The sequence below is a fragment of the Planomonospora sp. ID91781 genome, from assembly GCF_015711595.1.
Lineage (GTDB): Bacteria > Actinomycetota > Actinomycetes > Streptosporangiales > Streptosporangiaceae > Planomonospora > Planomonospora parontospora.
On the sequence record NZ_JABTEY010000001.1, the window covers coordinates 4,204,820 to 4,226,012 of the forward strand.

16 protein-coding genes are annotated in these 21,193 nt (G+C 74.2%); 7 read left to right on the forward strand and 9 right to left on the reverse strand.

Going from position 1 to position 21,193, the window contains the following annotated elements; genetic code table 11:
• Positions 1-3: 3 nt before the first annotated feature.
• Positions 4-1,317, reverse strand: a complete 1,314-nt coding sequence (gene glyA / locus HS048_RS18995; protein WP_196467693.1) for a serine hydroxymethyltransferase — start codon at positions 1,315-1,317, stop codon at positions 4-6.
• A 358-nt stretch (positions 1,318-1,675) separates the two neighbouring features.
• Between glyA and HS048_RS19000 the strand changes: the two genes are divergently transcribed.
• Both HS048_RS19000 and HS048_RS19005 read left to right on the forward strand, forming a co-directional pair.
• On the forward strand, positions 1,676-1,834 hold the full coding sequence (locus tag HS048_RS19000) for a hypothetical protein (RefSeq protein WP_157237508.1): 159 nt from the start codon (positions 1,676-1,678) through the stop codon (positions 1,832-1,834).
• A gap of 3 nt (positions 1,835-1,837) precedes the next feature.
• Positions 1,838-3,274: a wax ester/triacylglycerol synthase family O-acyltransferase gene (locus HS048_RS19005; protein WP_068903021.1), complete on the forward strand. Its 1,437-nt coding sequence runs from the start codon at positions 1,838-1,840 to the stop codon at positions 3,272-3,274.
• Here HS048_RS19005 and HS048_RS19010 read toward each other — a convergent pair.
• From HS048_RS19010 to HS048_RS38195, 5 genes are all read right to left on the reverse strand, one after another.
• Positions 3,239-3,691: an ATP-binding protein gene (locus HS048_RS19010; RefSeq protein WP_068903018.1), complete on the reverse strand. Its 453-nt coding sequence runs from the start codon at positions 3,689-3,691 to the stop codon at positions 3,239-3,241. The two genes, HS048_RS19005 and HS048_RS19010, sit on opposite strands and share 36 nt — an antisense overlap.
• 135 nt (positions 3,692-3,826) lie before the next feature.
• Entirely contained in the window at positions 3,827-4,372 is a 546-nt protein-coding gene (locus HS048_RS19015) for a type 1 glutamine amidotransferase domain-containing protein (RefSeq protein WP_068903016.1), read from the reverse strand.
• Between the two features lie 69 nt (positions 4,373-4,441).
• Positions 4,442-4,726 carry a DUF4031 domain-containing protein gene (locus HS048_RS19020; protein WP_068903014.1) on the reverse strand — a complete coding sequence of 95 codons (285 nt, stop codon included), beginning with the start codon at positions 4,724-4,726 and terminating at the stop codon, positions 4,442-4,444.
• On the reverse strand, positions 4,723-4,869 hold the full coding sequence (locus HS048_RS19025) for a hypothetical protein (RefSeq protein WP_196467694.1): 147 nt from the start codon (positions 4,867-4,869) through the stop codon (positions 4,723-4,725). The genes HS048_RS19020 and HS048_RS19025 overlap by 4 nt, the downstream gene beginning before the upstream one ends.
• Positions 4,866-5,417: a TetR/AcrR family transcriptional regulator gene (locus tag HS048_RS38195; protein WP_068903012.1), complete on the reverse strand. Its 552-nt coding sequence runs from the start codon at positions 5,415-5,417 to the stop codon at positions 4,866-4,868. Before HS048_RS38195 ends, HS048_RS19025 begins: the two co-directional genes overlap by 4 nt.
• Before the next feature lie 143 nt (positions 5,418-5,560).
• Here HS048_RS38195 and HS048_RS19035 point away from each other — a divergent pair, with 143 nt between their 5' ends.
• Positions 5,561-7,153, forward strand: coding sequence for an MDR family MFS transporter (locus tag HS048_RS19035; RefSeq protein WP_196467695.1), 1,593 nt, complete (start codon positions 5,561-5,563; stop codon positions 7,151-7,153).
• 62 nt (positions 7,154-7,215) lie between these two features.
• Here HS048_RS19035 and HS048_RS19040 read toward each other — a convergent pair whose 3' ends face one another.
• Positions 7,216-12,570 carry a non-ribosomal peptide synthetase/MFS transporter gene (locus tag HS048_RS19040; protein ID WP_196467696.1) on the reverse strand — a complete coding sequence of 1,785 codons (5,355 nt, stop codon included), beginning with the start codon at positions 12,568-12,570 and terminating at the stop codon, positions 7,216-7,218.
• Positions 12,571-12,625: 55 nt separating this feature from the next.
• Positions 12,626-17,722 carry a non-ribosomal peptide synthetase gene (locus HS048_RS19045; protein WP_196467697.1) on the reverse strand — a complete coding sequence of 1,699 codons (5,097 nt, stop codon included), beginning with the start codon at positions 17,720-17,722 and terminating at the stop codon, positions 12,626-12,628.
• A 198-nt stretch (positions 17,723-17,920) separates the two neighbouring features.
• Between HS048_RS19045 and HS048_RS19050 the strand changes: the two genes are divergently transcribed.
• Positions 17,921-18,094 (forward strand): GNAT family N-acetyltransferase, encoded by a 174-nt coding sequence (locus tag HS048_RS19050; protein ID WP_307832555.1) that lies wholly within the window; start codon positions 17,921-17,923, stop codon positions 18,092-18,094.
• A gap of 93 nt (positions 18,095-18,187) precedes the next feature.
• On the opposite strand, the gene HS048_RS19055 is transcribed toward HS048_RS19050, so the two are convergent.
• The gene (locus tag HS048_RS19055; RefSeq protein WP_196467698.1) at positions 18,188-18,754 is read right to left on the reverse strand and encodes a hypothetical protein; all 567 of its coding nucleotides are present in this window, start codon (positions 18,752-18,754) and stop codon (positions 18,188-18,190) included.
• Between the two features lie 740 nt (positions 18,755-19,494).
• On the opposite strand from HS048_RS19055, the gene HS048_RS19060 reads away from it, so the two are divergent.
• From HS048_RS19060 to HS048_RS19070, 3 genes are read left to right on the forward strand one after another with little or no spacing between them, the layout of a single operon-like run.
• Complete coding sequence (locus HS048_RS19060; RefSeq protein WP_196467699.1) at positions 19,495-19,836, forward strand: helix-turn-helix transcriptional regulator; 342 nt, start codon at positions 19,495-19,497, stop codon at positions 19,834-19,836.
• Between the two features lie 3 nt (positions 19,837-19,839).
• Positions 19,840-20,346 (forward strand): SRPBCC family protein, encoded by a 507-nt coding sequence (locus tag HS048_RS19065; RefSeq protein WP_196467700.1) that lies wholly within the window; start codon positions 19,840-19,842, stop codon positions 20,344-20,346.
• Positions 20,346-20,966, forward strand: coding sequence for a dihydrofolate reductase family protein (locus HS048_RS19070; RefSeq protein WP_196467701.1), 621 nt, complete (start codon positions 20,346-20,348; stop codon positions 20,964-20,966). The genes HS048_RS19065 and HS048_RS19070 overlap by 1 nt, the downstream gene beginning before the upstream one ends.
• Positions 20,967-21,193 lie beyond the last annotated feature (227 nt).

Sequence of the window (21,193 nt, forward strand, 5' to 3'; positions counted from 1 at the left end):
ACGTCAGGGGCGGCGCAGGGCGACGGCGTCGGGCAGGACCCTGGCCGGGTCCTCGGCGTCGATCAGCAGCCGGCGCGCCAGGACCGCGATCTCGCGCATGGCGTCGGGACCGAGGCCGCGGCGGGTCACCTCCTGGGTACCGATCCGCAGGCCGCGCATGGGCTCGCCGGGGGCCTGGCCGGGCAGGCCGATGCCGCTGAGGAAGACGCCTCCGGCCGCCAGCCGCCGGGCCGCCTCGTCCCCGCCGCCGAACGCGGCGGCGTCCACCGCCACGTGGTGGGAGGCGGTCCAGCCCCGCTCGGCCGCCACGACGGCGAAGCCCTCGCCCGCCAGCGCCGCGGCCAGGGCGGTGGCGTTGGCGAGGCACCGGTCGGCGTAGGCGGGGCCGTCCTCGGCGAGCTCGGCGGCGGTGACGGCCAGCGGGGCGAGCCGGGAGGCGTCGTAGTTGGCGGTCAGTCCCGGGTAGGCGGCCTCCGAGACCCGGCGGGCGATCTCCTCGTCCCGGGTGACCACGGCCGAGCCGGGCGGGCCGCCGAAGGACTTGTAGGTGGACATCGTCACCACGTGCGCGCCCTCGTCCAGCGGCCGCTGGAACCGTTTCCCGGCGATCAGCCCGGCCACGTGCGAGGCGTCGTAGACCAGCAGCGCGCCCACCTCGTCGCAGGCCGCGCGGATCCGGGAGACGTCGTGCGGGAACAGCATCAGGCTCGCCCCGACCACCACCAGCGCGGGCCGGTGCGCGCGCAGGAAGCCCGGCAGCGCCGCGTGGTCGACGTCGAATCCGCCGGCGTCGTAGGGCAGGTCCACCACCCGCAGCCCCCGGACCCCGGCCGCGCCCTGCGCGTGGTGGCTGGCGTGGCCGCCCGCGGCCTCCGGCAGCACCGCGACCGTGTCGCCCGGCCGGGCCAGGGCGGTGTAGCAGGCGAGGTTGGCCAGGGTGGCGCTCTGCAGCCGGACCTCGGCGAACCCGCCGCCCATCACCGCGGCGACCTGGAGCGGGGCGAGCACCTCCAGCACGTCCAGTTCCTCCAGCCCGGTCTGGAACTTCTCACCCGGCCAGCCCATCGACGGCCGGCTCGCCAGGGCGGGCTCACAAGCCGCACGGGCCCGCGCGCTCATCGTGTTCGTGCCCGCGTACAGGACGATCCCGTCCTCGCCGAACCGGCGCAGGTGCCCGGCCAGCGCCTCCCCGGCGGCCTTCGCGACCCCGTCGGCGTCCAGCCCTCCCAGGGCGGACTCCAGCCCGGCCAGCCGCCGCCGCGCGCGGGGCGGGGCCCAGGGGGCGATCCGGCTGCGCTCGTCCGCGCCGTCTTCCACTGGCTTCTCCTCTCGCGGGCGGTCGGCGGCGGGGGCCGTACCGGGGCCCCGCCCTGCTCCCGCCGGTCCATGACGGCATCATCCGTCTCCGGACGGTCCCGGCGGAACACCCGCCCGGCGTCCGGTGCCCGCCTGCGCCTCTTCCACGGGTCGAGGAGGCGGGCGCGCCGGTGCAGGAGGCCTGCCCGGTGGCGGATCCTGCCGCGGCGGGCGGTGCACCGTAGAGGACCGGCGGCCGGTGCGGGCGGGCGGCCCCGGCCGTGCAGAAGCGGTTTCCGGGGAGTGCGGGGGAGCCGCACGGTTCACGCCGGAGTCAAAAACCGGTATGACAGCGGATGAATCAGGGCACAGTCTTGCGGTGTGGCAGATGATCAGCGAGATCATGACCATTGTGATCGTGCTCGGCATCGCCGGCCTGGCGATGCTCGTCCTGTCCGTCGTCGTCCTGGTGGTGCTCGCGGTGCTGGCCCTGACCACCGGAAGGGAGCAGGATGGGAACGGAACCCTCCGGAGGTAGGCGATGCGGCAACTCAGCGCGGTCGACACGCAGTTCCTGAACTTCGAGACCCCGACGAACGTCGCGAACATCGCCGGGCTGGCGATCCTGGACGGCGTGCTGACCCGGGGGGACCTGCTCTCGCTGCTGGCCGGCCGGCTCCACCTGGCGGCGCCGCTGCGCCGGAGACTGGCCTTCGTCCCGTTCGGCCTGGACCACCCGTACTGGGTGGACGAGCCCAGGATCGACCTGGACTACCACGTGCGCGAGCTCGGCCTGGCCCCGCCGGGCAGCGACGAGCAGCTGGGCGAGCAGGTGGCCCGGCTGCACGCCCGCCCCCTGGACCGGCGCCGCCCGCTCTGGGAGATGTACCTCATCCACGGCCTGGCCGGTGACCGGATGGCCCTCTACACCAAGGTCCACCACGCCGCGGTCGACGGCATCACCGGCGCCGACGTGCTCGCCGCGTTGCTGGACACCTCGCCCGAGCCCACCGCGACGTCCTCGGTCCCCGCGCCCCGGGACCAGGAGCGGATCAGCACGGGGGAGATGCTCGCCAAGGGCGTGGCCAAGGCCGTCGCCAACCCGGCGAACACCGTCCGGTTCCTCGTCGACGCGGTCCCGCACCTGGACGAGATCCCCGTCGTCTCGCAGCTGCCCGGCGCGGGGCTGGTCTCACGCGTCACGCGTGATCTGGCGGGCCGGCTGACCGGCCGGGACCCGGCGCCCGCGCTGCCCAGGATGACCCCGCCCCGCACCCCGTTCAGCGGGCGGATCAGCGGCCACCGCAGGTTCGCCTTCACCACCCTGTCGCTGGCGGACGTCAAGCGGGTCAAGAACGCCTTCGGCGTCACGGTGAACGACGTGGTGATGACCGTCTGCGCCGGGGCGCTGCGGCAGTGGCTGATCAAGCACGACGCGCTGCCCGACCGGCCGCTCGTCGCGGGCGTGCCGTTCTCACTGCGCACGATGGGCAACCAGAGCGCGGGCAACCAGGTCACCCTCATGATCACCCAGCTGGCCACGCAGGTCGCCGACCCGGTGGAGCGGCTGCTGGCCGTACGGGACGCCATGACGGTGATCAAGGACCGCTCGTCGCTGGCGCCCGCCCACTGGCTTCAGCAGGTCAGCGACATGATGCCCTCGGCCCTGACCGGGCTGGCCGCCCGGGCGGCCTTCGACCTGTTCGCCGGGACCGCGGGACCGATCAACGTGGTGATCTCCAACGTCCCGGGCCCGCAGCTCCCCCTGTACGTCAGCGGCGCCCGGCTGCTGGCCTACCACCCCGTGTCGGTGATCACCGACATGAGCGGCGGCCTCAACGTCACCGTCTTCTCCTACGACGGCTCGCTCGACGTCGGCGTGGTCGCCTGCCGGGAGATGGTCCCCGACGTGTGGACGATCACCGACCACCTCCGGGCGGCCCTATCGGAGCTGGTGCTCATCGTCGAGCAGCAGTGACGCGCCGGGGGCGTCGTCGACGAAGTGCAGCACCTTCTCCAGGCAGACGATCGAGCCCTTCTCCTGCCGCTTGACGAAGTGGATGTCATCGGCGAGGGCCCGCATGATCTGCAGCCCCCGGCCGGACTCCGCGGTCGGTGCGGCCTGCTGGCGGGTCCCGGAGAACTCGAAGCCGCCCCCGGCGTCCACGACCTTGATCACGCACCGGTCCCTGGAGAGCTCGGTGCGCACCATGTAGTCATCGCTCTCGGTGGCGTGCTTGATCACGTTGGAGCACGCCTCGGAGAGCATGAGCTGGATGTCGTCGCGGATGTGCGCCTGCACGCCCAGCGCGCCCAGCGACGAGTCCAGCATCTGCCTGATGACCGGAACGCTCGCGGCGTCGCGCGGCAGGCGCAACGCGATGGTGGCTTCCACGGTCTCCCCCTTCCCCGGTGGCCTTGCCGACCCCTGCCCCGCAAGGGCGGGTCTAACCGCCCGGCGGGGCGGAACCGATCGCGCCGCGGGCCCCGTCCCGGTCCGGGAGGGGGTCCGCGGCGCGGCCGATGGCGCTCAGCCCGAGAAGGCGTCCAGGGCGGCCTCGCAGAAGGCCTTGAGGTCGTCCGGCTTGCGGCTGGTGATGAGGGTGTTGGGGCCGGCGTCGCAGACCACGACCTCCCGGTCGGCCCACGTCGCGCCGGCGTTGCGCAGGTCGGTCTGGAGGCTGGGCCAGGAGGTGACCGTCCGGCCGCCGACCACGTCGGCCTCGACGAGCGTCCAGGGCGCGTGGCAGATCGCCGCCACGGGCTTGCCCGCCTCGAAGAACGCCTTGGTGAACCGCACGGCCCCGGGCACCGTCCGCAGGAGGTCGGGGTTGGCGACGCCGCCGGGCAGGACCAGCCCGTCGAAGTCGTCCGCCGAGACCTCGTCCACCACGGCGTCCACCGGGAAGCGGTCGGCCCGGTCCAGATGGTTGAAGGCCTGGACCTCCCCCGCCCGGGTGGAGATCAGCCTCGGGGTGCCGCCCGCCTGCCGTACGGCCTGCCACGGCTCGGTGAGCTCTATCTGCTCGATGCCCTCGGGGGCCACCAGGAACGCGATCGTCTTGCCGTTGAGCATGATCTCCCCTTCTGTCCGGCGTGCGCGTACGCGCTCTCCAGCGGCACGTCATGCCCGGTCGGAGGGGACCTATGCGGGCTCTCCGGCCGGACGGCGGAACTTGCGTCTGCGCAGTCCCGCGGCGGTGAGCCGGGCGACCAGCTCGCGGGAGGAGACCGCCTCGGCGCCCAGCGCGAGGGCCCGCTCGTAGACGGTCTCCGGGACGTCGTAGTGGTCCCGGTCGAAGGCCCGGGGAGGCACGCCCAGCCGGGCGGCGAAGGCGTGCAGCTCCTCGACCGAGGAGTCGCTGACCAGGTGCGACCAGAGCAGGCCGCGGGGGCCCGGCCAGGCCGGCGGGTCGATCAGCACGCTCACCGGCGCACCGCCCCGCGTCCGGCGGACCAGGGGCGCCCCCGGAGCGCCGCCGCGACCGTCGTCGCCACCGGCGTCACCGCCGCGGCGGTCACCGCCACCGCTGTGACCGTCATCGTCACCGCCGCGGCCGTCACCGCCGTCACCGCCGGACGAGGTCGAGCGCGACCTCCAGGGCTGCGGCCCTGCGCTCGTCGTCGGACAGGTCGTCGCCGGAGAGCAGGAACCCGGAGGCGTGCAGGGCGAACAGCGCCATGGAGCTCCGCAGCCGGACGACCGCCGAATCGCCGGGCTCGACCAGGAAGCCGATCAGGTGGAGCATGCGCTCGCGGGTCTTCTCCATCACCGGGTGGTTCTTCATCGCGGTCTGGTTGCGCTCGAAGAACCGCATGATCTGGTGGTGGTGCTCGTGGTAGAGGCCGTCGGCGTAGCGGTGGAGCAGCTCGCGCCGGGTCTCGTCGGTGCGCGGCCGCGCCTCGGCCCAGGCGATCAGCTCCTCGACGATGCGCAACCGCTCCTCGGCCAGGCTGGCGACGATGTCGTCCTTGGTCTTGAAGTGGTAGTAGAGGGCGGCCTTGGTCACGCCGAGGATCTCGGCGATCTCCCGGAGCGAGGTCGCCTCGTAGCCCTGCTCGACGAAGAGCCGCAGCGCGATCTCCTGGATGCGCGTGCGCGTGTCGGCCTGTTCCCGCATGGTGTCCTTCGTCGTCGTGTCGTCACTGTGCCGGCGGCCGGGAAACCAACTTGACGGCCGGCAAGTAAGCCACCTACATTCCTAGCATATCGGGCACTTGCCGGTCGGCAGGTAAGACGGATTCTCTCCCTGGGGGCGGACGAGTGAAACAGACCGGAGCGGCACCCGCACGGCGGCGCGAGGTCATGGTGGTCCTTCCGGGCCTGATGCTGGCGATGGTCCTGGCGATGCTGGACAACATGATCGTCGGCACCGCGATGCCCCGCATCGTCGGCGAGCTCGGCGGCCTGAACCACCTCTCCTGGGTGGTGACGGCCTACGTGCTCGGCACCACCGTCTCGACCCCCATCTGGGGCAAGATCGGCGACCTGTACGGCCGGAAGAACATCTTCCTCGGCTCCATCGTCATCTTCATGATCGGCTCGGCGCTCTGCGGCATGGCCGGCTCCGGCCTCCTGGGCGGCCCCGACGGTGGCATGGCCCAGCTCATCGCCTTCCGCGCGCTCCAGGGGCTGGGCGCGGGCGGCCTGATGGTCAACGCGATGGCGATCATCGGCGATCTGGTCCCGCCCCGCGAGCGCGGCCAGTACCAGGGCATGATGGCCGGCGTGATGTCCCTGGCGATGATCGCCGGGCCGCTCGTCGGCGGGTTCATCACCGACCACCTCGACTGGCGCTGGGCCTTCTACGTGAACCTGCCCGTCGGGTTCGCCGCCCTGGCGCTGCTCGCCGTCAAGCTGAAGCTGCCCAGGCACCGCACCGAGCACCGCATCGACTGGCTCGGCGCGGCCCTGCTCTCCACCGGCATCACCGCCCTGGTCCTCATCACCACCTGGGGCGGGAACGAGTACGCCTGGGGCTCGCCGCAGATCCTCGGCCTGGTCGGGCTCGCCGTGGTGACCCTCGCGCTGTTCGTCCCCGTCGAGCGCCGCGCCGCCGAGCCCATCATGCCGCTCGGCCTGTTCCGCAACCGCAACTTCACGCTGATCTCACTGATCGGCTTCCTGCTCGGCTTCGCCATGTTCGGCGCGATCAACTTCCTGCCGCTGTTCCAGCAGACCGTCCAGGGCGCCTCGGCCACCAACTCCGGCCTGCTGCTGCTCCCCATGATGGGCGCGGCCATGGTCGTGTCCCTCTTCGTCGGCCGGGCCATCACGAAGACCGGGAAGTACAAGGCCTACCCGGTCGTCGGCGGCGCCGGCATGGCCCTCGGCATGTGGCTGCTGTCCCTGATGGGCGTGCAGACCCCCACCTGGCAGACCGGGGTGTTCATCGCCGTCCTGGGCCTCGGCATGGGCTTCCTGATGCAGACCACCATGCTGATCGCGCAGAACAGCGTGGAGGCCAGGGACCTGGGCGTCGCCAGCAGCACCGCCACCTTCTTCCGCTCCATCGGCGGCTCGTTCGGCGTCTCCCTGTTCGGCGCCGTCTTCAACGACCGGCTCGGTGACGAGCTGACGACCCGGTTCGGCCCGGAGGGGGAGAGACTCGCCACCGCGGGCGGCCAGGTCACCCCGGAAGCTCTGGGGCAGCTGCCTGCGGCCGTGCGCACCGGCTTCCTGGAGTCGCTGGCCGCCTCCATCTCCGGCGTGTTCTGGTGGGCGATCCTGTTCGCCGTCGTGGTTCCGCTGCTGGCCGCCTTCATCAAGGAGATCCCGCTGCGCGGCGGCCCCGGGGAGAGCGGGAGAAGCGGAGAGGCCGCCGAGCCGGCCGCCCCGGTCCCGGCGCTGGACTGACCGCCGCCGGGACGGGGCCACCGCCCCGGTTTCGGCCCTGGCCCGACCGTCGCCGGCCGGGGTCACCGGCCCCGGCCGGCGCCCTCCGCCAGGACCGCGTCGGCCTCGGCCTGGACCGCGTCCAGGTCCTCGGCGATCTCGGCGCCCGCGACCGCGTCGGGCAGCGCGTCCTCCATGCGCCGCAGCGGCCGGTACCACAGCCCCAGCGCGCCCCAGAGCATCAGCAGCGCGCCGCAGACGGCCAGCAGCAGCCCGACCCCGCGCCCCGGCCCCACCCCGACGACGTCGCCGACGACCGTGTCCGCCAGCGCCCCGCCGGGGGCCAGCAGCGGACCGAAGACCTCGTCGGCCAGCACCGGTGAGGTGAGGAACGCCAGCGGCGTCATCGACACCGCCAGCATCTGGTTGGTGGCCAGCACCCGGCCCTGCAGCTCCAGGCCGACCTTGAGCTGGATGAGCGCGAGCCAGTGCGCGTTCAGCACGGTCAGGAACGCCCACGACACCAGCCCGCCGAAGGCCGCCAGCACCAGCGAGGGCCGCAGCCCGACCAGCAGCACCCCGGCCCCGAACCCGATCACGAAGCCGACCATGCCGACCGCGCGCCGCTCGGTGCCGCCCCAGAACACCATGACCAGGGAGCCCAGCACCGCCCCCAGGCCCTGCATCGCGGTCACCAGGCCCACCCCCGTGACGTCGCTGAACGACAGCACCGCCGGCACGGTCACGGACAGGGCGAGCATGCCCAGGTAGTTCTCCACGACGAAGAACCCGATCATGATCATCAGCGGGCGGCGCCGTACGAGGAAGCGCCAGCCGCCGGCGATGGCCTGGCCGAAGGACTCCTCCATGCGGTGGAAGAGCCGGTCGGGGAAGCGGACCAGCAGCAGCGTGCCGAGCCCGGCGAGGAAGGTGGCGATGTTCACCGCCACCACGCCGTGCAGCCCGACCACCGTGATGAGCGCGGCGCCGCCCAGCGGGCCGACGAGCATGCCCAGGCCGGTGCCGAGGTTGGCCAGCGCGTTGGCCTGCATGAGGTACGGCTTGGGCACCAGCTGCGCCACCGCCGCCAGGTAGGCGGGCCGGTGGAAGGCCGACACCAGCGAGAGCAGCCCGGCGATGACGCCGACCTGCCAGACCTCCAGCCGCCCCAGCCAGAGCAGGACCACCAGGGCCGCGGTGGCCGCGGCGGAGACGCCGTCGCAGACCAGCATGACCAGCCGCCGGTCCACCCGGTCGGCGACCGCGCCGCCCAGCGGCGCCGCCAGCAGCGACGGCAGCAGGGCGAGCATGGTGACCAGGGCGTAGTCCAGCACCCGGCCGCTCTCCTGGTAGGCCCACACGCCCAGCGCGAAGGAGGTCAGCGCCGCGCCGAGCAGCGACACGGTCTGCCCTGCCGCGACGGTGTAGAAGCGGCGCAGGTCCCGGCGGGCGCCGCGGCCCGCGACCTCGACCTCCCCGACCGGCTCGGGCAGGTCCCCGCCGGCCCAGCGGTCCAGGTGCCCGTCGATCAACCGGGCCAGGGCCTCGGCCTGGTGCTTGAGGAAGTAGTGGCCGGCCCGGGGGATCACGGCCAGCTCCACCCGGTCGGCGAACGCCCCCCACTCGCGGTGGCGCTCCCGGTAGAGCTCGGTCGCGCGGTCCCGGTCGCCGACCACGCACAGCAGCGGCGCGGCGAGCCTGCGCTCCTCGCCGGAGGCGGGGTCGAGACGGCGGCTGAACCACGCCTGCGCCTGCCCGACGTCGTGCCGCAGGCCGCGCAGCATGACCTCGGTGTCGCCGAAGTCCTCGTCCAGGGCGCCCAGCATGCGCAGGAAGTCGCGCTGCGTCCGGTCGGAGGCCCACCGGTGGGCGGGGAACCTCCGGTTCCACCAGGCCGACAGCCGTCCGGGCAGCCGGGCGTCGGGGAAGCTGCCGCCGACGAAGACGCCGGCGACGGCCTTGCCCGCCGCCTCCAGCCGGAGCGCCACCTCGGTCGCGGCGGCCGAGCCGACGCAGTGGCCGTACAGCGCGATCGGGCCGGAGACCCCGGCCAGCTCGGCCGCGATCCGCTCGGCCAGCTCCGGCAGCGGGAGCATCGCCTCGCCGGGCCGGGCCGGGTCGTGTCCGGGCAGTTCCACGGCGAGCACCGCGGTGGCGGGGGAGGTGCGGGCCAGCTCGGCGGCGAGCGGCCGGTAGGCGGCGGCCGAGCCGCCGCCGTAGGGCAGGCAGACGAGGGTACGGCTCGCCGTCCGCGGACCGGCCAGGCGGTGCAGCAGCCCGGAGCCGGCGCCCTCGGAACCGTGTTCGAGGTGGGCGGCCAGCTCGCGGACCGTGGGCCGGGTGAACAGGTCGATCACCCGCAGCGCCGGGTCGATCTCCCGGACCGCCCGCACCGCGCGGAAGGAGTCGCCGCCCAGGGCGAAGAAGTCGTCGTCGACGCCGATCTCCACCACGCCCAGCATGTCCGCCCACACGGCCGCGATCCGCAGCTCGGCCGGGGTGCGCGGCGCGACCCGTGCCGCGGCGGGCGCCGCCTCGGGGAGCGGCAGGCGGGCCCGGTCGACCTTGCCCAGCGGGGTGAGCGGCAGCTCGTCGAGGACGGTGATCGAGGGCGGGACCATGTAGTCGGGCAGCCGCTCGCGCAGCCCCGCCCGGAGCGCGGCCGGGTCCACGCAGGCCGGCGCCACCCATGCGGCCAGCCGCCGGGAGCGGCCCTCGCCGACCGGCAGCACCGCGGCCTCGCGGACCCCGGGCTGCTCCTGCAGCGCGGCCTTGACCTCGCCCAGCTCCACCCGGAAACCTCTGATCTTGACCTGGTCGTCGACCCGGCCGAGGAACTCCACCAGCCCGGCGGAGTTCAGCCGGACCCGGTCGCCGGTGCGGTAGCAGCGGCCGGTCCCGGTCACCGGGTCGGGCACGAACCGCTCGGCGGTCAGGTCGGGCCGGTTCAGGTAGCCGCGGGCCAGGCCGGGACCCGCCACCCACAGGTCGCCCGGGACCCCGGCGGGCAGCGGACGGCCCGCGGAGTCCACGACGTGGCACTCGACGCCGGGCAGCGGACGGCCCAGCGGGACCGAGCCCGGCCCCGGCGGCCCGTCCGGCACCCGGCCGCCGAGCACCGAGACCGTCGTCTCCGTCGGCCCGCAGTGGATCTGCACCTCCAGGTCGGGGCGGGCCGCGCGGACGCGTCCGGCCAGTTCCCACGACGTCGCCTCACCGGCGAGGATCAGCAACCGCCGCGGGAGCACCCGGGCCAGGTCGCCGTGGGCGGCCAGCAGCTCCAGGTGGCTGGGCACCATCTTGACCACGTCGACGGGATGCGCCTCGAGGCGGGCGGCGTACGCCTCCGGGTCGGTGGCGGTCTCCTGGTCGACGAAGTGCACCGCCGCGCCCCGGGTGAGCGCGCCGTACAGGCAGGTCATCACCAGGTCGGAGGCGATCGTGGAGACCACGCCGTAGGAGGCGTGGACGTCGGGCACCAGCTCGGCCACGCCGTGCAGGTAGTGCAGCGCCGAGCGGTGCTCGATCCCGACGCCCTTGGGCCGCCCGGTGGACCCGGACGTGAAGATCACGTGCACCAGGTGGCCGGGGGTGACGCCGGCGTCCACCGGCCCGCCCGGCCCGCCCGGCCCGCCCGGCTCCGTGGCCAGCAGGTCGGGCAGGACCAGCGTGCCGGGGACCCGGCCGGCGTGCTCGCGGTCGGCCAGCACGACGCGCGCGCCGGCCGTCTCCACCATGTAGGCGAGGCGGTCGTCGGGGTAGGCGGGCTCCATCGGCATGTACGCGCCGCCCGCCCGCAGCACGCCGAGCAGCGCGGGCACCAGCCCGGCGTGGCGGCCCACCAGCACGCCGACCGGCTCGTCCGGCCGCACGCCGGCCGCGGCCAGGTGGCGGGCCAGCCGGTCCGCCAGCCGGTCCGCCTCGCCGTAGGTGAGCGACCCGGCGGCGTCCACCGCGGCCACCGCCTCCGGCGCGCTCCGGATGCGGTCGCCGATCACCTCGTGCAGCGGCCGCGACAGGTCCATGCCGATCCGCGGTCCCGCGGCGACGGGCCCGGTCACCGGCTCCAGCGGTACGGCCGCCGCCGGCGCGTCCAGGTCGGCGAGCACGCCCTCCAGCAGGTTCAGGTACCAGCCGGTCAGGCGGCGCGCGGTCGCCTCGTCGAACAGGTCGGTGCGGTAGGTCAGCTCGCCGTCGTAGGCCTCGCCCCCGTTGACGAAGGCGAGGTTGAGGTCGTACTTGGCGGTGCGCGGCGCGGCCTGCACGGGCTCGGCGGTCAGGCCGGGGAAGTCCAGCGCCGCGGGGCGGTCGTCCAGGACGTTGAGCAGCACCTGGAAGACCGGCGTGACGGCCAGGCTCCGCTCGGGGTGCAGGTGTTCCACGATCCGCTCGAAGGGCACGTCGCGGTGGGTGAGCGCGTCCAGCACGGCGTCCCTGGTCCGGGCCAGCAGCTCGCGCCCGGTCGGCTCGCCGGACCGGTCGCCGCGCAGCACGAGCGTGTTGACGAAGCAGCCGAGCATGCGCGCGGTGTCCGGGTGGAGCCGCCCCGCCTCGGGCACGCCGACCGGCACGTCGTCGGTGCCGGAGATCCGGCCCAGCAGCTCCTGCCAGACGGCGAGCAGCACCATGAACGGCGTGCAGCCGGTCCCGGCGGCGGCCTCGCGGACCCGGGCGGTCAGCGCGGGCGTAAGCCGTACCGGGACGGCGGCGCCCGACCAGTCGGCGACCGACGGCCGGGGCCGGTCCACGGGCAGGTCCAGGACCGGCTCCAGCCCGGCCAGCCGCTCGGTCCACCAGGCGAGGTCGCCCTCCGGCCGCCCGGCCAGCCACGCCGCGTAGTCGGCGTACTGCAGCCGGGGCGGCTCGGGCGGCTCCGCCGCCCCGAGCCGGGCCGCGTACAGGGCGGCCAGCTCGGCCAGCGCCAGGTTCCGCGACCAGGCGTCGAAGGCGATGTGGTGCACGGTCAGCGCCAGCACGTGCTCGTCGCCGCCGGGCAGGCGCAGCAGCAGGACGCGGGCGGGCGGCTCGGCGTCCAGCGCGAACGGGCGGGCGAGCTCCTCCTGCAGCCGCGCCTCCAGCAGCTCGGGGCCGTCGAGGTCCTCGACCGCGACCGGCACCCGGTCGGGGCCGACCGGGGTCGCGCCCTCGCCGGTGACCAGGCTGCGCAGGACCTCGTGCCGGTCGGCGAGGTCGCGCACGGCGCCCAGCAGCGCGGCGGTGTCCAGCGGGCCGCGCAGCCGCAGCGCGGCGGGCACGTTGTAGGCGGCCAGGTCGTCGAGCTGGGAGAGGAACCACAGCCGCGCCTGGGCGGGGGACAGGGGAGCCGGGCCGTCCGCCGCCTCCCTGGCGGGGATCGCCGGGACGGTCCGGGCGGCGGCCCGGCGCGCGGCCGCCAGCCGGGCCGCCAGAGCGCTCCGGCGCTCGTCGCTGACGGTCATGAGGCCTCCTTCGCCCGCTCGGTGACCGGATCGGTGGTCTCGGCGGGCGGCTCGGTCACGGGGTCTCCTCCAGGTCGGCCAGGAGCAGGGCCTCCAGGCGGGCGGCGTAGTCGGACAGCGTGCGGTGCTCGAACAGCAGGCGCACCGGCACCCGCAGGTCCAGCGCGTCGCCCAGCCGGGCCGCCACCAGGGCGGCGGTCGCGGAGTGACCGCCGAGGGCGAAGAAGTCGTCGTGCGCTCCGATGCCGGAGCGGTCCAGCACGGCGGCCCACATCTCGGCCACCAGCAACTCGGCCTCGGTGCCCGGCGGCGCCTTCGGGGCCGCGCCGCCGGGCTCGGGCAGCGCGGCGCGGTCCACCTTGCCGGAGGCCGTGACGGGCAGGGCGTCCAGGACCACCCAGCGGCGGGGGACCAGGTGATCGGGGAGCCGGGCGCTCAGGGAACGCTCCAGTTCGCCGGTGTCGGTCCCGGGCGGTGCGGCGAGGTACCCGACCAGGTGGTCGCCGCCGTGCACGGTCACGACCGCGTCGGCCACGTGCTCCCGGAGCGCCGCCTCGACCTCGCCCGGCTCGATCCGGTGCCCGCGGACCTTCACCTGCCGGTCCCGGCGGCCCAGGAAGTCGAGCGTGCCGTCGGGCCGCCAGCGGGCCAGGTCGCCGGTGCGGTAGCGGCGCCCGCCCGGCGGGTCCAGCGGGTCGTCGGTGAAGGTCGCGGCGGTCGTCTCCGGCCGCCCCCGGTAGCCGCGGGCCACGCCGGCACCGCCGATCCACAGCTCGCCGGGCGTCCCGGCGGGCAGCACGCGGCCCGCCCGGTCCAGCACGTAGGCCCGTTCCCCGGCCAGCGGCGTGCCGATCGGCACCTGGTCGCCGACCGGGGCCGTGACCCGGGCCATGGTGGAGTAGATCGTGGTCTCGGTGGGGCCGTAGGCGTTCCACAGCTCGGAGACCCGCTCCAGCAGGTCGCCCGCGAGGGAGGGGTCGAGCACCTCGCCGATGCTGACCACCCGCACCTTCCCGCCGCGCCAGCCGGAGGCGACCAGCATGCGCAGCGTCGTCGGGGTCGCGGTCATCAGCGTGACCCCGCTCTCCTCGATCCGCCGCGCCACGGCCCGCGCGTCGAGCGCGTCGTCGCGGCCCAGCAGCTCCAGCCGCAGGCCGTGGCAGAGGCTCACCCACAGGTCGAAGCCGAACACGTCGAACGAGAACGGCGTCAGGCCGAGCATCACGTCGCCGGGCCCGATCCCCGGGGCGACCGTCATCGAGGCGGCGAACGCGGCGAGGTTGGCGTGGGTGACCTCGACGCCCTTGGGACTGCCGGTGGAGCCGGAGGTGTACAGGACGTAGGCGAGGTCGCCGGGATCCACCCGCGGCAGGCCGCCGGAGCCGGCCCGCTCCGGTACGGCCCCGCCGGGCGCGGTCTGCTCCGGTACGGCCTGCTCCGGCATGCCTCCGCCGGGCGTGGCCTGCTCCGGCATGCCTCCGCCGGGCGTGGCCTGCTCCGGTGCGGCCGGAGCGGGTGCGGCCTGGTCCGGTACGGCCTGCGCCGACGGGAGCCAGGACAGGTCGGCGACGGTGCCGCCCAGCTCCCGGGCGGCCGCCAGCGCCTCGCCCGCCGCGACGATGATCTTGATGCCGGCGTCGTCGACCTGGTGGCGCAGGCGCGGGGTCGGGTGGCCGGGATCGAGCGGGACGTAGGCGGCTCCGGCGAGCAGCACGCCCAGCAGCGCCGCGGGGAGGTACCGGTCGCGGGGCAGGCACACGCCCACGCAGGCGCCCGCGGCCGCCGGGCCGAGCGCCGCGGCCACCCGCCGCGCCAGACCGGTCAGCTCGCCGTAACCGAGGACGCCGCCGGCGTCGGCGACCGCCGGCGCGTCCGGGCGCCGGGCGGCCTGCTCCAGCACCGCCTCCACCACGGTCCGCGGCGCGCCGGCGGGCAGCGGCACGCCGGTCCCCGCGGCCAGCAGCGCGGCCCGCTCCTCCGCGCCGACCACCTCGAACTCCGACAGCGGCCGGTCGGGACGGGCCAGCGCGTCCGCCAGCAGGCGGACGAGTCGGTCGGTGAGGACCTCGGCCCCGGCCCGGTCCAGGTGCTCCAGGTCGTACTCGACCTGGAGCTCGGGCCCGTCCGCCGTGGTGTTGACGTAGACGATCAGCGGTGCCTGCGCGCCGCCCGCGTCCAGCTCGCCGAGCAGGTCCACGCCGACGCCCCCGCGCTCCAGGGAGACGGGCACCTCGGGCGGCTGGACGGAGAGCGTGACAGGCGTCAGGACCGCGCCGGGCGGGCGCCCGACGTCGCCTGCGTCGGCCCGCTCCCGCGCGGGCAGCGCCCGGTGGTCCATCGCGCGGGCGGTCGCGGCCCCCGCCCGCCGTACCGCCTCGCGCAGCGGCAGCCCGTCCTCCAGGCGCAGCCGTACCGGCACCACGTCGACCAGCAGGCCGACCACGGACTCCAGGCCGGGGGCGGCGCGGTCGGCCACGGCGGCGCCGAGGAGGACGTCGCGCCGGTCGGTCAGCCCGGCGACCAGCATGCCGAGCACGGTCAGGTGGACGGCGAACGGGGTGGTGCCGCACTCGGCCGCGAGCTCGCCGGCCCGCGCGGCCGTCGCCGGATCGATCCGGCGCACCAGGCGCTCGCCGCGCAGCCGGCTGGGACGGTCGTCGGCGCGGGGCAGCAGCTCGTACGGCGGGACCGCCCCGGCGAGCTCCTCGGCCCAGAAGGCGCGCAGCGCCTCGGCGTCCGGGGCGGTCTCCTGCTCGCGCAGCGCGGCGTCGCCGAGCTGGAGCGGCGGCTCCGGCAGGTCGCCGGGCAGGGTGAGCCCGTCGAGGAGCTCCCGCATGACCACCCCCAGCGACCAGCCGTCGAACGCGGTGTGGTCGGTCAGCAGCACCAGCTCCGCGCTGTCCGGCCCCGACCACAGCAGGGTGGCCCGCAGCAGCGGCGACTCCCGCGAGACGTCGAAGCCGCGGGCGACCGCGGCCCGCCGCAGCTCGCCGGCCTCCTCCTCCGAGGCCGGGCGGTGCTCGGCCAGCGGGACCGGCGACGCCGGCCGGACCTCGGCGGCCTCGCCGTCCACGATGACGGAGCGCAGCGCCTCGTGGCGGCGCACGATCCCGTCCAGCGCGGCCCGCAGCGGTTCCGCGGAGGTGAGGCCGCGCAGCCCGAGCCGGAAGGCGATGGCGGTGGCACCGGGGTTGTGGCTGACCTCGCGCAGCAGGGACATGCCGCGCTGGACGCCGGTCAGCGGATAGCGGGTCCGCCCGGCGTGGCGGACCAGCGGGACCGTCCCGGCCGGGGCGGCCCCGGCGACGTACGGCGCCAGCTCGGCGACCGTGGGCCGGGCCAGGAACGCCGTCAGCGGGACCCGGACCCCGAACTCCTGCTGGATCCTGGCGCAGATCCTGGCGGCGGCCAGGGAGTGCCCGCCCAGGTCGAGGAAGTGGTCGTGGACGCCGACCCGCTCGACGCCGAGCACCTCGGCGGTGACGGCGGCCAGCCGCCGCTCGGTCTCGTCCCGGGCCGGCCCGGTCCCGCCGGGGGCCCGCCCGGTCTCGTCCCGGCGTCGTTCGGTCCCGCCGGGGGCCGGCCCGGTCCCGCCGGGGGCGGGGGAGCCGTGTGCGGAGGGATCCCGGACCGGCGCGCCGTCCTGGGCCGGGGGATCCTGGGGGGAGGAGTCCCGGGCGGGGGAGGGGAACGTCACCGCGGGCAGCCGGGAGCGGTCGGCCTTCCCCGTGGGGCCCACGGGGATGGCGTCGAGGAACACGATCCTGGCGGGGATCATGTAGTCGGGCAGCCAGCCGCGCAGCCAGGACCTCAGCTCCCCGTCGTCGAGGCCGGGACCGGCCGGCTCGACGTAGGCGACCAGCCGCCGGGTGCCCTCCTCGTCGGTGGGGGCGAGCACGACGGCGTGGCCGACCAGCGGGTGGCGCACCAGCCTGCCCTGCACCTCGCCGAGCTCGACGCGGAAGCCCGCGACCTTCACCTGGTCGTCGATCCGCCCCTGGTAGAAGTGGACCCCGCCCTCCCTGCGGACCAGGTCGCCGGTGCGGTAGTGGCGCACGCCGGCGGCGTCGGTCACGAACCGCTCGGCGGTCAGCTCGGGCCGGTTCAGGTAGCCCCGGCCGACCAGCGGGCCGGCCACCCACAGCTCGCCGAGCTCGCCGTCACCGAGCTCCCCTCCGTCGGCGTCGCGCACCGACAGCTCCGACCAGGCGTACGGCGTGCCTATCGGCGGCTCCCCCTCCTCGTCCCGGGAGATCTCGTGGGCGCAGCAGTGCACGGTGCACTCGGTCGGCCCGTACAGGTTCACCATGCGCCGCACGCCGGGGTTGGCGAAGACGCGGTCGGCCAGCGCCCGGCTCACCGGCTCGCCGCTGGACAGCACCGTGCGCACGTTCGGCGGCAGCGGCTCCCGCAGCAGCGAGGTCAGCGCCGAGGCCGCCGCGCTGATCATCGTGACCTCGTCCCTGGCGGGCAGGGTGTGCAGCGCCAGGGGGTTGTCGGCCATGATCACCGTGCCGCCCACCAGGAGGGGCAGGTAGAGCTGGGGGACGGACGGATCGAAGCAGACCGAGGTCGAGGCGAGGAAGCCGGCGAGCTCCTCGGCGCCGAAGTGCCCGGAGTCCCAGCGCAGCAGGGTCATCACACTGCGGTGCTCGATCACGACGCCCTTGGGGCGGCCGGTCGATCCGGAGGTGTACATGACGTAGGCCGGATCGCCCGGGTCGCTCGGCAGCTCCGGATCGTCGCACGGGCGGTGGCCGACCGTCTCCACCAGGACGAGGCCGCGCTCCGGCAGCCGCCCGGCCTGCTCAGCGGAGGCCACCGTGTGCGACACCCCGGCGTCCTCGATGACGAATCCCAGGCGGTCGGCCGGGAAGGCCGCGTCCAGCGGGACGTAGGCGGCGCCGGTCTTCCAGACCCCGAGGAGCGCCGCGATCAGCGTCTCGTCGCGGTCCAGGCACACGCCGACGGTCGAGCCCCGCCCCACTCCCCGGGAGGCGAGCTCGTGGGCGATCCGGTTGGCCAGGGCGTTCAGTTCGGCATAGGTCGTTCGAGTCGTCCCGGTGATGACCGCGGTGTGCTGCGGAGTGCGTCGTACCTGCTGCTCGAAGGCCTTGTGGACCGGTTCGAGCAGCGCGAGGCTGCCAGCCACCCTTTGCTCTCCTCTGGTATGCGGAAAAAGGGTGTACGGGGTCGTACGCGGGCAAGGGTGGCAAAAGGCGTCCGGCGGAGATAGGGCAAAGATCGCTCTGTTACCCTAAAGATATTTAGCAGAACTAATTATCTCGGGTGTCTCTCCGGGGGGTCCGCGACGTTCCGCCGGTGCCCGCGCTCCGTGTCGCGCACTCCGGTGAGCCTGCTCCGCTTGGCGGACTTGTTCGTGAACGCGGAAGTCCGGCGGCGGGGTATCGCGACGGCAGTGATCGAGTGGGTGGCGCGGGACGCCAAGGAGCACGGCTCCCCAGGCCTCTACCTCCGCTACCGCGTCATCGAGAGCGGGCCGGAGCCCGGTTCCACGTCGTAGACGGCGACGATGTCTGTGACACCCCGTGACGTCCGTCGGACGTCCCTGACGCGATCGACGCACTCTCGTGCCGACGTGCGGGTGCCGCCGGTGCTAGGCCTGGTCGAGGTACATCGGTGCCGGATCTCCGTAGTGCACCCGTCGAACGGCACCGGGCAGGGCTTTGGTCAGAGCCTGGGACGCCTCGACGGAACATCCGACGGTGAACTCGATCTCCTCGTCGACCTCGCAGGCCAGGCACCAGGCTTGATCTTCGGGCCACACGAGGTGCGGATCTGGACCGCCCAGCGCAGAGCCGTACCAGGCGAGGGCAGGCGCGTCGCTCAGTACTTCGACAGGGCCGGTGAAGAGCAGCATCTCTCGATTCGGAATGTCCACCCGTGGCGCTTCGGGATTCGGCGGGTCTCCGCCCCACCCCTCCCAGATCGCCGCGTATCCGCTGGAAGGCGTGGTCGTGCATGCCGCGAGAGTCGCGAGTGCCACGTGAACGGCGCGATCTTCTCCCTGCGGGTGGACACCCTCCGCCCCATGGACGAAGGCGATACGCACGTACACGTCGAAGCCCGGTGGGCCGTAGCGGACGAGATCCCACCACTCGACATCGGCCCGGAGCAGCCATCGAGCCGCGTCGGCGTTCGGAGCGGGTCGCACCTCGGTCATGTCCTCAGTTTGCCGTAACCGCAGGCGGTAACCGAGACCGGATGGCCGCTGGGCGAAGTCGCCCGCCGCGTCGCCGCCCTGGCCCGCCACCTGGACGCCGAACTCGCCGAGGTGGACCTTGGCGAGCCTGCCCGGGCGGCCTGGGCCACCTCTGAAACGAGGCCACCCGGCGCAGGAGCCGAGCCGTCCGCGCGTCGCCGGCGAGGAGATCTCCCGCCCCGGTCGCGTCCCGGACGTACGCCGGAGGTGTCCGTGTTGCGCGCGGAGAAACCGGGTCCTGGCTCGCTTCCGATGATCGGCTACTCAGACTGACGTCGAGCCCGGGTGGGACGTCAGTGGCCCTGGAGGTCGAAGAGGGTCTTGGAGAAGTCGCGGGCAGCGAGATGGTCCCGGCGTATGCCCCAGATGATGTGCCCCCCGTCGCCCCCGCCCATCTGCTCTGTTCCTCGGGCGGGGGACAGCGGGGCTCCTGGCGTGCTTCGACGAATGCGACGACCGGCAGGCCGCCGTGGACCTGTTCGGCGTCTTCGGCTCCGAGGAGAAGACACCGCACGCCGATCTGGGCGGGCATGCCGGTGTCCCGTGGTTCGCGGGGCCGCGGCCCGGTTCTCCACCCGGTATCCAGGGCGGCCGCCGACCATCCCACCGTCAGGTCGGCGAAGGGTCACGATCGTCACCTGGCAGGACTCGCCTGATTCCTCCGGCTTGACGCATTCCCATATAGGAATATGATGGCGGGCATGGCCCGAGCAGCGACGACGTCGGACGTCTTCAACGCGATCGCCGAGCCGCAGCGCCGGGAGATCCTGGTGCTGCTGCGGGCGGGTGAGCGGCCGGTGACCGAGTTGGCCGGGGAGCTGGGGATGACCCAGCCGGGGGTGTCCAAACACCTGCGGGTGCTCCGGGAGGTCGGGCTGGTACGGGACCGCAGGGCAGGCAAGCAGCGCCTGTACAGCCTTGACGCCCGCGGGCTGCGGCCGGTCCACGAGTGGACCGGTGGGTTCGAGCGGTTCTGGGACGAGAGCTTCGACCGGTTGGACGCATACGTGCAGGACCTGAAGCAGGCAAGGCAGGAGGAGTAGCCGATGAGCGCGATGGGACGGCGAGCGCCGGCGCGGTCCGCGACGGCCGACCGCGAGATCGTCATCTCCCGGGTCATCGACGCCCCACGAGAGCTGGTGTTCGAGGCGTTCACCGAGGTCCGGCACCTGTCTCGATGGTGGGGACCGGAGGGGTTCACCACCACCACGCAGTCGTTCGAGTTCCGCGTCGGCGGGGAGTGGGACTTCGTGATGCACGGACCGGACGGGACGGACTACACCGAGTGGATCTCCTGGACCGAGATCGCCCCGCCGGAGCGGATCGCGCTGCTCCACGGTGAGTCCCGCGATGACCCGAACGCCTTCGAGTCGGTCCTGACGTTCGAGCCCGACGGTACGGCGACCCGGATCGAGATGCGCACGATCTTCCCCACCAAGGAACTGCGCGACGAGGCGGTCGAGAAGTACCACGCGATCGAGGGCGGCCGGCAGACCCTGAGCAACCTGGCCGCCTACGTCACCGGGACCGTTCGGAAGGGAACGGAGGGCTGATGGCCGGGAAGGTGTTCTTCAGCGTGTCGATGTCGCTGGACGGGTTCATCGCGCCCGAGTCCGTCGAGGACTTGATGGGGCGGCAATGGATGGAACTGCAGCGGTGGGTCTTCCCGCAGCGGTTCTTCCGGGAGAACCTGAAACTCGGCGAGGGCGGCGAGGAGGGGCGCGACAACGACATCCTGCGAGAGACGTTCGAGCGCACCGGTGCGAGTGTGATGGGCAAGCGCATGTTCGACGCCGGCGAGCAGGCGTGGCCGCAGGAGGCACCGTTCCACACGCCGGTCTTCGTCGTGACGCACGAGAAGCGCGACCCCTGGGAGCGGCCGGGCGGGACCGTCTTCCACTTCGTCAACGACGGCATCGAGTCCGCGCTGGAGCAGGCCCGCCAGGCCGCCGGCGACCGGGACGTCCGCATCGCGGGCGGCGGCGCGACGATCCTGGAGTACGTGAACGCCGGCCTGGTCGACGAGTTCTCGATCGCGCTGTCGCCCGTGCTGTTCGGCTCAGGAATCCGCCTGTTCGAGGGTGTGGACGCGGGCCACGTGGCCCTGGAGCCGCTCCGCGCGGAGTCCTCCCCGAGGGTGACGCACCTGACCTACGCCGTCCGGGAGCGGTAGGCGCACGATCGACGGCGGAGACGAAGGACCACCCACGCGATTCGCGCGCGGACGGTTCTCCCGCCGGGGTGGCCAGCCCGCCTACTGGACGGCGAGCCGGGAGGACCCGGCGCCGCCCTTCAGATAGCAGGGTGCTGGGAGTTCCTCGTTCATCTTCCACCGCCAGGACGACCCCGTCAGCCGCGCAGCGTCCAGCAGCGGCTCGGGGACTGTTGCGCGCGGAGGAA

Bases quoted from the DNA above. Each gene is read 5' to 3' on its own strand.
- HS048_RS19040 (WP_196467696.1), bottom strand. From the start codon at position 12,570: ATGACCGTCAGCGACGAGCGCCGGAGCGCTCTGGCGGCCCGGCTGGCG.
- HS048_RS19070 (WP_196467701.1), top strand. From the start codon at position 20,346: ATGGCCGGGAAGGTGTTCTTCAGCGTGTCGATGTCGCTGGACGGGTTC.
- HS048_RS38195 (WP_068903012.1), bottom strand. From the start codon at position 5,417: ATGCGGGAACAGGCCGACACGCGCACGCGCATCCAGGAGATCGCGCTG.
- HS048_RS19005 (WP_068903021.1), top strand. From the start codon at position 1,838: ATGCGGCAACTCAGCGCGGTCGACACGCAGTTCCTGAACTTCGAGACC.
- HS048_RS19055 (WP_196467698.1), bottom strand. From the start codon at position 18,754: ATGACCGAGGTGCGACCCGCTCCGAACGCCGACGCGGCTCGATGGCTG.
- HS048_RS19065 (WP_196467700.1), top strand. From the start codon at position 19,840: ATGAGCGCGATGGGACGGCGAGCGCCGGCGCGGTCCGCGACGGCCGAC.
- HS048_RS19060 (WP_196467699.1), top strand. From the start codon at position 19,495: ATGGCCCGAGCAGCGACGACGTCGGACGTCTTCAACGCGATCGCCGAG.
- HS048_RS19015 (WP_068903016.1), bottom strand. From the start codon at position 4,372: ATGCTCAACGGCAAGACGATCGCGTTCCTGGTGGCCCCCGAGGGCATC.